This is a genomic window from Duodenibacillus massiliensis, assembly GCF_900128485.1.
Classification (GTDB): Bacteria; Pseudomonadota; Gammaproteobacteria; order Burkholderiales; family Burkholderiaceae_F; genus Duodenibacillus; species Duodenibacillus massiliensis.
In genome coordinates this window covers 566416-579617 of sequence record NZ_LT635861.1, presented here as the reverse complement: position 1 = coordinate 579617, position 13202 = coordinate 566416, and the positions used below count along the sequence as shown (strand labels likewise).

Here is a 13202-nt window from a genome sequence, read left to right as displayed (position 1 = left end):
GTCAGTCAAAATGCGCGTGCGTGAATCGTTTCGGATCCGGGGCCTTGTGCAGGGGGTGGGTTTCAGGCCCACCGTCTGGAACACAGCCCGGCGTCTGAAACTTGCGGGCGACGTTTATAACGACAGCGAAGGTGTCGTTGTCAACGTTGAGGGCGAAGAGGCATCTGTCGCGTCCTTTGCCCGGGAACTGCGCCGCGATATTGCGCGTGACGCACCGCTTGCGCGGATTGATGCCCTCGTCTCACTCGGGTTTTCCGCACCCACGGGTGCAACTGACTTTGAGATCACCGCAAGCCGCGAGGGCGCTGCCCGAACAACCGTGACGCCGGATGCCGCAACCTGCGCCAAGTGCGCTTCAGAGATCTTTACCAAAACGAACCGCCGGTGGCGCTACGCCTTCACTAACTGCACGCACTGCGGTCCGCGCCACACGATTACGCGCCATATTCCCTATGACCGTGCACAGACCTCCATGGCGGTCTTTCCGATGTGTCCGGTCTGCCGCGCCGAATACGAAAATCCGGCCGACCGGCGCTTCCACGCGCAGCCAAATGCCTGTCCGGTCTGCGGCCCGAAACTCACGCTCACCGACAATAAGGGTAACGTCATTGCGGGCGACGCGATTGCCGGAACACTTAAAGTGATTCTTACGGGCGGCATTGCCGCCGTAAAGGGCCTCGGGGGCTTTCACCTTGTGTGCGATGCCCGCAACAGCCGTGCCGTCACACGGCTGCGTGAGCGCAAGGGCCGAAGCGAAAAACCGCTTGCCGTCATGTGCGCCAACACCGAAAGCGCTTCAGAACTCGTGCGGCTGTCTGCGGCAGGCGTAAAGGCGCTTACTTCCGTTGCACGACCGATTGTCCTTGCGCCCAAAACCGATGCGGCCGACCGGCTTCTTGCGCCGGGTGTCGCCGGGGGTTTCAGCGAGGTGGGCGTGATGCTCCCCTATACGCCGGTGCACCTGCTTCTTTTTCACGAATACCTCGGGCAGCCTGAAACGGACCTCGTGTTTGAAAACCGCACCGTGGACCTCACGCTTGTGATGACAAGCGCCAATCCCGGGGGTGAACCTTTGGTGACCGGTAACGAGGAAGCCTACGGAAGGCTCATGGGCATTGCCGACGTCTTTTTGCTGCACAACCGCGACATCGTCGTACGCTGTGACGACTCCGTGGTGCGCGATACAGAAAACGGCATTCAGACGGTGCGCCGTGCCCGCGGCTACACGCCGCTTGCGCTCCCCTTTCCGGCTGATGCCGCCGACAGCATTCTCGCAACGGGACCGTTTCTGAAAAACACCGCCTGCATCACGCGCGGAAAAGAAGCCTTTGTCACCGAACACATCGGTGACACTGACAACGAATCAACCTGCAGAGCCTTGGCAGGCTCGGTAAAGCACTTTCTCAACATTTTGGAAGTCACCCCCGGGGCCGTTGCCTGCGACCTGCATCCGGACTTTTATTCGACGCACCTTGCAGAAGACTATGCGCAGCGGCTCGGCATACCGCTTATCCCCGTGCAGCACCATCATGCGCACGCCGCTGCCGTCATGGGCGAGCACGGGGTGACTAATGACGCCTGGGCGCTCGTTGCCGACGGCGTTGGCTACGGCACGGACGGGACGGCCTGGGGCGGCGAACTCCTTCATGTGCATACGAACGGCACGTTTGACCGCATCGGGCACCTTGAAACGATGGCGCTGCCGGGTTTTGACAAAGCCGCACGGGAACCCCGGCGCATGGGTGCCGTGATGTGCCTTAAGGCGGGCCGCGGCGAGGCGATTGAAACACTGTGGCCCGCCTTTACCGGGCAGCCTATTCGTGAACTTATCAAAAGCCCCCGGCTCTCGGGCCGCACGACCTCGCTCGGGCGTCTTTTTGATGCCGCGGCTGCCGTACTGGGCCTGGTTGAAGTAATGCACGATGAAGCCTATGCCGCCATGCGTCTTGAAAGCGAAGCCGTCAACGCCCAAGGGCGTGTTCAGCCTCATGGCTGGACGGTTTCAGACGATAACGTACTAAGCTTTACGCCGCTTTTTGCTGAACTTATCGACAGGCGCCTTGCCGGCGACAATACCGGGCAGTGCGCCGCGGACTTTGAAGCGACCGTGGCAGCCGGCCTTTCGGACTGGGTGAGCCGCGTCGTGCCCGCAGGGGAAACCGTGTGCCTTGCGGGGGGATCTTTTTTAAACCGTGTTTTAGCCGAATCCGTACCGAGGAGACTGCGTGAACACGGACTGACTGTTTATATGCCGCAGAGTCTGCCGCCCGGAGACGGGGCCGTCAGTTACGGTGAGGCGCTGGTTGCGGCGCAGATTTTGAAATATCGGGAGATGAATCATGTGTCTGGCAGTTCCTGCGCAGATTGAGTCGGTGAACGGGACATCCGCACTGTGCGTGATGTCGGGAGTCACCAAAGAAATTGACGTGTCGCTTACGCCTGAAGTCAGGCACGGCGACTGGGTGATCGTTCACGTAGGGTTTGCCCTGCAGACGATTGACGCCCAAAAAGCGCAGGAGACGCTTGCTCAGATGGCCGCTTTAAAGGATGCAGGCGATGCAGTACGTCACTGAGTTTCGCGACCGCGAAAAAGCGCAGGCCATTGCAGAAGAAATCCGGCGCGAGGCAAAACCCGACAAAAGTTACCGCTTTATGGAGTTTTGCGGCGGACACACGCATGTTCTGGCCCGCTGGGGACTGACGGAACTTCTGCCCGCCAACGTCAAAATGATTCACGGACCGGGTTGCCCCGTGTGCGTGCTGCCCGCAGGCCGCATTGACATGGCGGTTGAGCTTTCCGCAAGGCCCGGCGTGATTCTCTGCACCTACGCCGACGTGATGCGTGTGCCGGCGGGAAAAGGCCAGACCCTTTTTAAAGCGAAGGCGCAGGGCGCGGATATCCGCATGGTGTATTCCCCCTTGGACGCGGTGAAACTGGCGCGTGAAAACCCCGACAAGGAAGTTGTCTTCTTTGCAATCGGCTTTGAAACGACAACGCCGCCGACAGCGGTCGCAATCAAAGTTGCGGACAAAGAAAACCTCACGAACTTTTCGGTGATCTGCTCGCACGTGCTCACCCCGGCCGCCATGGAACATATCCTGCTGGGAAAAGTGCATCTTGACGGCCTGGTGGGCCCGGCGCACGTTTCAACCGTGATCGGCGAAAAGCCCTATCACTGGTTTGCCGAACACCACCATATGCCGGTTGTGATCTGCGGGTTTGAGCCGCTTGACATGCTCCTGAGCATCCTCATGCTCGTGCGGCAGGTAAACGACGGGCGCAGCGTTGTGGAAAACGAATTTACCCGGGCTGTAACGCCGGAAGGCAACACCGTTGCCATTACCCTCATGGACGAGGTCTTTGTACGGCGCAAGAGTTTCGGCTGGCGCGGTCTTGGCGAAGTCCCCGAGAGTGCGCTTGCCATTGCCCCTGCCTACGCCCGGTTTGATGCGGAAAAGAAATTCGGGCTTGTTGAAAAGCCTGTGCCCGACAACAAGGCCTGTGAGTGTGGCGCCATTTTGCGCGGTGAAAAAGAGCCCAAAGACTGCAAGGCCTTCGGCACGGTCTGCACCCCCATTCACCCGATCGGAGCTTGCATGGTGAGCAGCGAAGGCGCCTGTGCGGCGTTTTACTCTTACGAACGGCGAAGTCTTGCCGCCAAACAATGAGGATTCGCAATGTCTGTCAAACCCAATTACATCCGGCCGCTTGATATCCGTCACGGGGTCGTTGACATGACCTTCGGTGCCGGGGGCCGTGCCACCTCGCAGCTCATTGCCGAAGTGTTTGCACCGGCCTTCACCAACCCCTACCTTGATGAGGGCCACGACGGCGCAGTATTGCCGGCAATCAAGGGGCAGCCCGTCATGAGTTGCGACGGCCACGTGGTCAATCCCCTCATTTTCCCGGGAGGCGACATCGGGCGGCTCGCAGTTTCAGGGACCGTAAACGATGTTGCGGTCTGCGGCGCAAAGCCCCTGTATCTCACGGCTTCCTTCATTATGCAGGAGGGGCTGCCCCTGGCAACCCTCAAAACCATCGTTGACTCGATGGCCTCAACCGCAAAAGAAGCGGGTGTGCAGATTGTCACGGGTGACACCAAGGTCGTGGAAAAAGGGCACGGCGACGGCCTTTACATCGCCACCACCGGTTTCGGGGAAGCACACGCCGGAGTACACATCTCCGGACGCGCGGCCAAACCCGGCGATGCGGTGCTCGTCACCGGGACTATGGGCGACCACGGCATCACGATTCTCTCACACCGTGAGGGCTTAAGTTTCGGCACTGATCTTAAAAGTGACACGGCGCCCTTAAACGACATCACCGAAAGCCTCATTGCAGCATTAGGCAGCAAAGTTCACGTGCTGCGCGATCCGACGCGTGGAGGCCTTGCCACCACCTTAAACGAGATTGCAAGCCAGTCGGCCGTCGGCATTGAAATGGACGAGGAAGCGGTGCCCGTTTCCCCGGAAGTTCAGTCAGCCTGTGAGTTTCTGGGGCTTGATCCCCTCTACATTGCCAACGAAGGCAAACTCATCGTGATTGTGGAAGGGGGTGCGGCAGAAAAAGCCCTTGAAATCATCCGCCGAAGCCCCCACGGCAAAAACGCCTCCGTCATCGGAACCGTGACCGAAGAAAATCCCGGAACGGTCCGGATGAAGACGCTTTTGGGCGGCCACCGCCTGGTGGACTGGTTGAATTCCGACCCCCTGCCGCGTATCTGTTAAGCCGCAGGCAACCAGAAAAAGAGGACGGGTTTTAATTTCCGTCCTTTTTTGTTACTGCCAGATTTCGGCGTCTTCAGAGCTCTTACCGAGAAGACCCTCGTAGATACCCCGGGTCTCATCATCAAAGACGCAGAAGATCACCTCGGTGTTGGGACACTCGGTCAGCAGAAACTGCCCTGCCACCACCACGGCGGTTTCGGCCGCTTCCTTTTTAGGGTAGCCGTAAACGCCGGTGGAAATACAGGAAAAGGCAAGCGTCCGGATTCCCTTGACGCGTGCAATCTCAAAGGAGCGCGCATAGGCACGGGCCAAAAGCGCCGACTCCCCTTCGCCGCCCCCGCACCAAACGGGCCCGACGGCATGAATGATGTAGCGGCACGGCAGATTAAACGCCTCCGTCATCTCGGCGCCTCCGGCAAAACAGCGCCCGAACTGATTGACAAAGTCGCGGCAGGCTTTTCTGAGCTCGGGCCCGGCCGCGCGGTGAATGGCGCCGTCCACACCGCCCCCGCCTCTGAAGTCAGCGTTGGCAGCGTTCACAATGGCATCGACCTTAAGCGTTGTGATGTCGGCCTGCACGATGTGCAGACGGCGTTTGACTTCAGGACTGAGCGTTGAAGCAGGCATGATGGAAAGCCTTTCGATTGTGGGGAAAAATTACCGGTTTGCGGACCTGCGGGCCTGTACTGCGCCGCGCAATTCCTGCGCCCGCCAGCCGAAAACCGCCAATACTGCAAAGTATGTCACACCTGCGGCAACGACTGCCCCCGCCGCAAGAACTAGTCTTCTGATCCACGCGGACTGCATCTGCGCCCAACTGACGGCAAATCCGGCTTCAATACCCCAAAGTACCGCACCAAGCACCGCCGCCGCCAAAAGCGTCCGGACAAAATAAAGAAGCCACCCCGCCTCGGGCTTATACCAGCCGCGCTTTAAAAGCACCGTCAGAAGGCAGAGAGCGTTAAAGCAGGCCCCGAGTGCCACCGAAAGCGCAAGCCCCGCGTGTGAAAATGCCGGAACCGTCACAAAATTACAGGCCTGAACGAACACAACCGAAGCAACCGCCGCCTTCACCGGCGTGCGGATGTCTTTTCTTGCGTAAAACGCGGGCGCAATGATTTTGATTCCGATAAGGCCGATTAACCCGGCCGCGTAGCCTTCAATGGCAACCGCCGTCTGCATGACGTCTGCGGCCGTAAAGTTTTTCCCCTGAAAAAGGACCGAAGCGAAGCACTCGGCCAAGAGCCAGAGCCCGACGGCAGCAGGCACGGCAAAAAGCACTACGAGTCTCAGTCCCCGATCCAGAAGGCGGTTGTAGCGGTCAAGCTCCCCCCGGTTAAAGGCCGAGGCCAGACTCGGCAGCAGTACCGTTCCCAGGGCGACCCCGAGAAGCGCCGTCGGAAATTCCATCAGACGGTCGGCGTAATTAAGCCACGTCACGGCGCCGTGATTGAGGCGCGAAGCAATGTTGGTGTTGATGAGAATGGAAATCGGAGCGACCGACACCCCGACCACGGCCGGAACCATAAGACGCAGGGTCTGACGCACCGCACTGTCTTTAAGTGACTGAAAAGGAGAGCAAAACCGCGGCAGAAGCCCCAGGCGCTTCAAGGCCATCAGCTGCATCGCAAGCTGCAGAATGCCGCCCCCGATCACCGCAACCGCCAGGGCCCAGATAGGCGCCTGCATAAAAGGGGCAAGACAGAGAATCGCGGCGATAAACGAGAGATTTAAAAGAACCGGCGTAAAAGCGGGCACGGCAAAATGCTTCCACGTATTGAGTACGGCCGCCGCAAAGGCCACAAGACTCATAAAGATGATGTAGGGAAACATACAGCGCGTAAGGGCTGCTGCGAGGTCAAAGGTTTCCGGATTTTCGGCAAAGCCCGTGGCGATCACCCAGATAATGAGCGGCGCGCAGATAACACCCAGCACGCTCACGGCAAAAACCGCAACCGCCAAAAGGCTGAAAACGTGCGAGATGAATTCTTTGCTCCTCTCTTCCCCTTCTTTTTCCCGCACATCGCTTAACATCGGCAGAAACGCCTGGGAAAACGCGCCTTCGGCAAAAAGACGTCTTAAAAGATTCGGAATTCTGAAAGCCACGTAAAACGCGTCGGTGGCACCCGAAACGCCGAAATAGCGGGCAATCAGCATATCGCGGATAAGGCCCGTGACGCGCGACAGCAGGGTGAGCGCAGAGACCGTGGCGGCCGAACGCAGCAAAGACATAAGATTTCTTTTTCCGCAGCAAAAACAGAGTGGGCCCGCTGCCTTCTGCAACTTGTCTCACGGCATGAGTTTTGATAGAATGCGGGGCTTTTCAGGGGTCGGGTCAACCGACTCAGGTGCGACATTGTCGCATTGAAAAGTGATTCTAACCAAACCGGCCGAGCCCACGGCTGACAGATGCGAAGGGCATACCGGTTAATACTGTGTGTGCCTCACCATCAGGCAAACGTTTTTCAGGAAACATAAATGGCCAATACCAAACAAGCTCGCAAGCGCGCCCGTCAGGCGGTTGCCCGCAACCAGCACCTTTCGGCTCAGCGCAGCCAGTACCGCACCGCCATCAAGAAGGTGCGCAAGCTGATTCTCGCCGGCGACAAGACCGCCGCTGCTGAAGCCTTCAAGCAGGCTCAGTGCGTCATTGACGCGATGGCAGGCAAGGGTGTTCTGCACCACAATGCCGCTGCCCGTCATAAGAGCCGCCTGTCCGCCTCCATCAAGGCGATGGCTTAATCAGCCTGACCTGTCGAGCTTTGGCGCCGCACGCCTTCTGTCCCTCAGCCGGGGGCGTGCATAAGGCAAAAAAGTTCCTGAGAAACGCATCGACGATTGCTCCGCGATGCGTTTTTCTTTTGCCCAGAGTTTTTATTCGGCAAGCGCCTGACGAATGTCAGCGGTGAGTGCCGGAAGACCGGCGTAAAAGCCGTCCGCCTTTGTCCGGATCAGTTCTTCATCAGCCGCCGAATGCGGCTCCTCAAGAGCAACCACCGTGAGTCCCGTGGCCTTGGCTGCCTCAACGCCCGGCAGACTGTCTTCGATCACGAGGCAGTCGTTAGCCGCAAGCCCCAATCCTGCGAGCGCCTTGAGGTAGACCTCAGGGTCCGGCTTTATCGCCGTAACGTCTTCGTGCGTGAGCATGAAGTCAAAGATGTCGCGCAGCAAAATTTCAGAACGGATCACGGGATTGATGTCGCAGTAGATGTCGACATTGGCGCGGCGCGTGGTCGTGGCAAGCACCAGGCGCTTGCCCGCAGACTTTAAGAGTTTCAGAAGGTCGGCAGCTCCGGGCTTCAGTCGCATCGTCTCCTTAAGAAGCCTGCGGCTGATGACGTAACGCCGTGCGTGAACTTCAGCCGCGGAAAGGTCTGAGCCGAGACGCTTTCCGAGCTCTCCGCAGAAGGCCTCGTAGGGACTCGCTTTTTGGCTGTTTTGAGCCAGAGAAATCTCACGAAACCGGGGAAGATCAAGGTCGCTGTAATCAACCCGAGCGATTTCAGAGGCGAGGATTTCGTCCACCTTGTCCCAGACGCCCAGAGAATCAATGAGCGTGCCGTCAAGGTCGAAAATATAGGCTTTAGGGTCCAAGAATCCGGGCATCAGTGTTCCTTCGTGGAGCTGCGGCAGACAACAAAAGAGGCTTGTTGCAGACAAGCCTCGGGATTTTTCAGCACAAGCCCGGCCTTCAAGTGAACTCGGCCCGGCTGCTCCGTTTTCTGCCACTCTGCAGGCCCGAACACCAAGGTGTCGGGCTCCCGCGGCAGAAACGTATCCGCGAGCCACATTATCGACTCTCAGCCTGCAGATTCCAAGAAAAACAACCGGAAGAGTCACCCAGGTAGTCACCAAAAAACGTGAGACAACGTGAGATCACGCGAGACTAAAAAAATTACAAACTATTACACAACAAAATGACTGGACACCGCGAAAACACTGGGTTAAACCGCCGAAAACCCAATAAAAAAAGGACTTCGCAAAGAAGTCCTTTTTTCAGCAATTGGCGGAAGCGGTGAGATTTGAACTCACGGACGGCTATAAACCGTCGCCGGTTTTCAAGACCGGTGCATTAAACCACTCTGCCACACTTCCGTAAGGGACTCGGATTTTATCAGAAAGACACCGCGCTCAGGAGTTGAGCCACGTGTGCTGCACCACAATCACGTTCCACGCGATTTTGATGAGAAGCGCCGCTACGGCGATCTTCACAATCCAGAACCCGATCTCTTTAAGTTTTTCAATATCCATCGCTCTCTTCCGTCGGATAGGAATTTGCAACCCGGCACTCAGCCCCGGGCGCAGAACTCACGCAGCACGTCACCCACGCGGCGCACCAATTCATCAGCTTCCGCGCGCGAAATCGTGAGACTCGGCACGATGCGGATGACGTTGCCGGCGGTCACCGAGAAAAGTACGCCGTGCTTGAGACCGAGCTTTAAGCAATCGTGAGCCGGCCGGTCAAGCACGATGCCGATCATGAGACCCAAACCGCGCACTTCCGTAAAGCAGGGCAGATCCTTATAGGCTTCGCCGAAAGCCTTCTGCAGGTACTCACCCATCGTCGCCGCATTTTCAATGAGGTGATCCTTTTCCATCACGTCAATGGTGGTTGCCGCAGCGCGCATTGCCAGGGGATTACCGCCGAAGGTGGAACCGTGGTTGCCGGGGACAAAAACGCCGTAGGTCTTTTCATTACAGACAATAGCACCGACGGGAACGCCGGAACCGAGAGCTTTCGCAAGCGTCATCACGTCGGGGTTAATCCCCGCGTGCTGATGTGCAAACCACTTGCCCGTGCGTCCCATGCCGCTCTGGACTTCATCAAGAATCATGAGCCAGTCGTTCTTGTCGCAAAGCGCACGGATGCGGCGCATCGTCTCAAAGGGAATCGGGCGGATACCGCCTTCGCCCTGCACGGGCTCAAACATCACGGCAGCAATACCGGGTTCGGACGCCGCAACCTTTTCAATCGCGGCAACATCACCATCCGGCACAAAAATGAAGTCAGGCAGATACGGATCAAAATCGCGGCGCACACCGGGGTTACCTGTAGCGGACAACGAGGCAATCGAGCGGCCGTGGAAGGCGTGCTGGAAAACGATGATCTTAGGCTGGGCAAAGCCCTTCATGTGTCCGTACTTACGGGCGAGTTTGATCGCGGCCTCATTGGCTTCAAGGCCCGAATTGCAGAAGAAACAGCCGCGCAGACCGCTTTTTTCACAAAGTTTTGCGGCCACGGTTTCCTGCAGATCAATACGGAAATAGTTGGAGCAGTGAATCAGATGCTCAACCTGGTCCTTCAGGGCCTTCACAAGCACCGGATGGTTGTGCCCGAGGGAATTCACAGCAATACCGGCAAAGCCGTCAAGATAACGCTTACCTTCCGTATCGGTAAGCCAAAGACCTTCGCCCTTAACAAAAGACACCGGAAGCGGCGAAAAGATCGGCAGCAGATGTGTTGTGGTTTCCAAAATAATTCCCCTGCACTGAAATCCATGAAATCGGGCTGCGGGAGGATCCGCAGACGCCCTCAGAGAGACGCCCGCCGCGCAGCTTTTCAGTGTCCGGCACTCGCAAAATCCCAGCCGGACAATTTGTGTATTTTAAGGCAAAGGAAACCACGGACCGAAGGATTTTTTGAGCCGGCCCGGAAAATTCTCAGGACCACGTGTCCGGATGCTGCCAGAAATCGAGTACCCGCTCGAGTTTGAGCGTTCTGGAAAATGGCGGCAGGCTCTCGAGAAACCGCCGGCCGTAGGAAGAAATTGAAGGCAGCACGCGGCGGTCCCCGATAATCAGGATGCCTCGGTCGTGTTCGCTGCGGATTAAGCGCCCCGTGCCCTGCTTTAACGCAATGGTTGCCAAGGGTACATGGTGCTCAACAAAGGGATTGCCGCCCTGCTCGGCAATCCAGCGGCTTCTTGCCAGCAATACCGGATCGTCCTTCGGGGCAAACGGGAGCTTATCGATCACAACAAGCGACAAAGCATCGCCTTTAATGTCGATTCCTTCCCAAAAGCTCATGCTGCCCACAAGAATGGCGCCCGCCTGAGTTTTTCTAAAGCGCTCAATAAGTTTTGTGCGGCTGTCTTCGCCCTGCACGAGCACCTCGTAGGCGCGGTTATTGGCGGAAGTAAGCCCTCTGAGCAGTGCCGCCGCGTGGCGCATGGCCCGGTAACTCGTGCAGAGAATAAAAGTCTTGCCGCCGATCACGTCAATCACGGGCCAGCTCTCGCGGATCAAAGCCTCAATGTAGTCTTCCCGCTCACTGGTTTTCGGGTCCGGCATCGATTCAGGCACATAAAGCATCGCCTGATCAGCGTAGTTAAAGGGACTCGCATACACGTGGGTTTCAACCCCGGCAAGGCCCATTTCGCTGACGAAGTGAGAAAAGTCCCCGTGGCCGGAAGCAATCGTCGCGGACGTAAAAACCCAGGCCGACTGCGCCTGCATCTGCCTTAATTTGGCAAAGTCTTCGGCAAAGGATAGCGGCGTCGTATTAAGCCGCGCCTCCGTTTTACCGCGCTCAATCCAGCGAACCGCAGGCCGCCCGTCAGCAGTTTTGGCGGGCTCCTTGGGCGTTTTCAGTGCCTCAATCCACTCGTTCATCTGAACCGACAGGCCGTTTAACACCTCGCAGTACTTGGTGATTTCCGCATCTTCCTCACACACGGGCATCACGGACTCAATGAGTGTGGCAAGCGCCGTGAAAGTCTTATCCAGGGGCTTAACCAGCGACTCCGCATCCGCGGTTTCGGAAATCATGCGGCTTACGCCCTCTCCCACTCCGATTTCATCGAGCCTCAGGACAAAGTCCATCATGGCGTGGATCACCGCATCGCAAGCCTGATCCCAGTTGTTCTTCTTGAGGTAACTCTTAAAGCGGCTCAAAAGCCCGGCCCGCATTTCCTTGACGGTGTTTTTGAGCTGATAGGTCGAAAATTCCGTTCCGAAAAAGGCCGAGGCAATGTCAGGAAGCTTGTGCGCTTCATCAAAAATCGTGAGATCAGCCTGCGGCAGCATCCGCGCATCGTCTCCGGCCCCGGCTGATTCGGGGTCGGCAAGCAAAGCCATCGCCGAAAGATAGAGATGGTGATTGACAACGACGATGTCGCTTGCCTTGGCTTTGGCGCGGGCCTTGTAGACAAAGCAGTCCTTGATGCGCGGGCAGTCGCTGCCGAGGCAGTTTTCCGCGGTGCTCGTCACATAGGGCCAGGCCGGCGAATCGTCCGGCACCCCGTGACAGCGGGCTCTGTCCCCGGTTTCATCCGTTTTGGCAAAAAAAGCGATCTTCTGAAAGTCCCGGACGGCTGCCGGTGACGGCAGTCTCGCTTCGGACTGTGCCGTTTCCATGCGGTAAAGGCAGATGTAGTTGGAGCGGCCCTTTAAAAGCGCGGTGGAGGCATTGACCCCGAGCGCCTTGCAGACAGCGGGCAGATCCTTTCCAAAGAGCTGATCCTGCAGGGGCTTACCCGCCGTGCTTACAATGACCTTGCAGCCCGCAAGAATGGCAGGCGTCAGATACGCAAAAGTTTTGCCGGTACCGGTACCGGCTTCAATGACTTCAGTGCCGTGATTCTCAATCGCACGCGCCACATCAAGAGCAAAACTTAACTGCCCGTCGCGGTGCATGAAGTGTTCGGTGGCGCCGGCCAAAGGTCCGCCCGCGGAAAATGCGGATCGTATGCGCTTTTCAAAGTCAACGGCTCCGTCTTTTACCCCTTCATTAAAAGGATCGTGCGGCGCCTCACTTTTCTTTTTCTTTTTCTTTGTCATTTCCCGCGAGCAGCCTTCGCAGCTTCCTTAGCCCGGCGTTTTGCCAAGGCCTCTTCCCGGGCCTTGATGCGTTCAGCCTTTTTCTTTTGCTTTAATTCGTACTTTGCGCGGTTGGCGGCTTCCTTTGCCTTACGGGCCTCAGCAGCTTTCTGACGCGCTTTGCTCTCCTGAGCGCGTTTGCTGAGGGCCGTCCCGAGCTTCGCATCGGGCTTTTGAGCGGTCTTTGCCTTTTTAGAGTCCGACCTCTGACGCTGGGCTGCCTTAGCCTTTGCCTTTTTGTCGCGCTCAGCCTGCCGTGCGGCTTCTTCCTTTGCATTAAAGGAACGGATCACGCCGCGCGCTTCCTTTTCAATCTGAAAGAGACGCCGCTCCTGACGGATGCGGGCCTCGCGCACATCATCGCGGCAGCTGTTGACGAAGAAATTCTCTTCGCAGCGGCGGTGGGCGAAGTCAGCCTGTTCCTTCAGGCGGCTCTGCGCTTTTTTGACTTCAGAAAGCGCGTGCTCGGCGCTTTCCCGCGAGACGAGCGACCCCTGCGGATAGCGCGTCACAAGCGTCATGTCTTCCAGGGCTTTGAGGTCCGGCGTAAACGCCGCAGCCGAAAGGCTCATGAGGCTCACGAGGAGGAAGACGGCGGGCTTGGTCCACATAGAAAGCGTTTCTCTGCAAAGAAAAAATTAAAATCAACCGGACAA

11 protein-coding genes and 1 tRNA gene are annotated in these 13202 nt (G+C 57.6%); 5 read left to right on the top strand and 7 right to left on the bottom strand.

The genetic code is table 11. The features are described 5' to 3' along the window. Window positions 1–10 precede the first annotated feature (10 nt). From hypF to hypE, 4 genes are read left to right on the top strand one after another with little or no spacing between them, the layout of a single operon-like run. On the top strand, window positions 11–2368 hold the full coding sequence (gene hypF, locus BQ7486_RS10175) for a carbamoyltransferase HypF (RefSeq protein WP_074009924.1): 2358 nt from the start codon (window positions 11–13) through the stop codon (window positions 2366–2368). Then, entirely contained in the window at window positions 2340–2573 is a 234-nt protein-coding gene (locus BQ7486_RS10170) for a HypC/HybG/HupF family hydrogenase formation chaperone (protein ID WP_022373433.1), read from the top strand. The genes hypF and BQ7486_RS10170 overlap by 29 nt, the downstream gene beginning before the upstream one ends. Continuing rightward, the gene (gene hypD, locus BQ7486_RS10165; protein ID WP_074010131.1) at window positions 2557–3669 is read left to right on the top strand and encodes a hydrogenase formation protein HypD; all 1113 of its coding nucleotides are present in this window, start codon (window positions 2557–2559) and stop codon (window positions 3667–3669) included. Before BQ7486_RS10170 ends, hypD begins: the two co-directional genes overlap by 17 nt. 9 nt (window positions 3670–3678) lie before the next feature. Further along, a complete protein-coding gene (gene hypE, locus BQ7486_RS10160; protein WP_074009923.1) occupies window positions 3679–4728 on the top strand; it encodes a hydrogenase expression/formation protein HypE in 1050 nt (349 codons plus the stop codon). Window positions 4729–4779: 51 nt separating this feature from the next. Here the strand turns inward: hypE and BQ7486_RS10155 are convergent, their stop codons facing one another. Next, entirely contained in the window at window positions 4780–5355 is a 576-nt protein-coding gene (locus BQ7486_RS10155; RefSeq protein WP_074009922.1) for a macro domain-containing protein, read from the bottom strand. A gap of 30 nt (window positions 5356–5385) precedes the next feature. Beyond that, window positions 5386–6960, bottom strand: a complete 1575-nt coding sequence (gene murJ, locus BQ7486_RS10150; RefSeq protein WP_074009921.1) for a murein biosynthesis integral membrane protein MurJ — start codon at window positions 6958–6960, stop codon at window positions 5386–5388. Window positions 6961–7206: 246 nt separating this feature from the next. On the opposite strand from murJ, the gene rpsT reads away from it, so the two are divergent. Further along, window positions 7207–7470 carry a 30S ribosomal protein S20 gene (gene rpsT, locus BQ7486_RS10145; protein WP_022373428.1) on the top strand — a complete coding sequence of 88 codons (264 nt, stop codon included), beginning with the start codon at window positions 7207–7209 and terminating at the stop codon, window positions 7468–7470. Window positions 7471–7602: 132 nt separating this feature from the next. Here rpsT and BQ7486_RS10140 read toward each other — a convergent pair whose 3' ends face one another. The 5 genes from BQ7486_RS10140 to BQ7486_RS10115 all read right to left on the bottom strand — a co-directional run bounded on the left by BQ7486_RS10140 (window position 7603) and on the right by BQ7486_RS10115 (window position 13157). Next, window positions 7603–8334 carry an HAD family hydrolase gene (locus tag BQ7486_RS10140; RefSeq protein ID WP_074009920.1) on the bottom strand — a complete coding sequence of 244 codons (732 nt, stop codon included), beginning with the start codon at window positions 8332–8334 and terminating at the stop codon, window positions 7603–7605. Between the two features lie 398 nt (window positions 8335–8732). Further along, window positions 8733–8823, bottom strand: a tRNA-Ser gene (locus BQ7486_RS10130). 194 nt (window positions 8824–9017) lie between these two features. After that, a complete protein-coding gene (locus tag BQ7486_RS10125; protein ID WP_074009918.1) occupies window positions 9018–10208 on the bottom strand; it encodes an aspartate aminotransferase family protein in 1191 nt (396 codons plus the stop codon). Between the two features lie 181 nt (window positions 10209–10389). Then, a complete protein-coding gene (locus tag BQ7486_RS10120; RefSeq protein WP_084765899.1) occupies window positions 10390–12507 on the bottom strand; it encodes a DNA repair helicase YoaA in 2118 nt (705 codons plus the stop codon). Then, window positions 12504–13157, bottom strand: coding sequence for a hypothetical protein (locus tag BQ7486_RS10115; RefSeq protein WP_022372357.1), 654 nt, complete (start codon window positions 13155–13157; stop codon window positions 12504–12506). The genes BQ7486_RS10120 and BQ7486_RS10115 overlap by 4 nt, the downstream gene beginning before the upstream one ends. Window positions 13158–13202 lie beyond the last annotated feature (45 nt).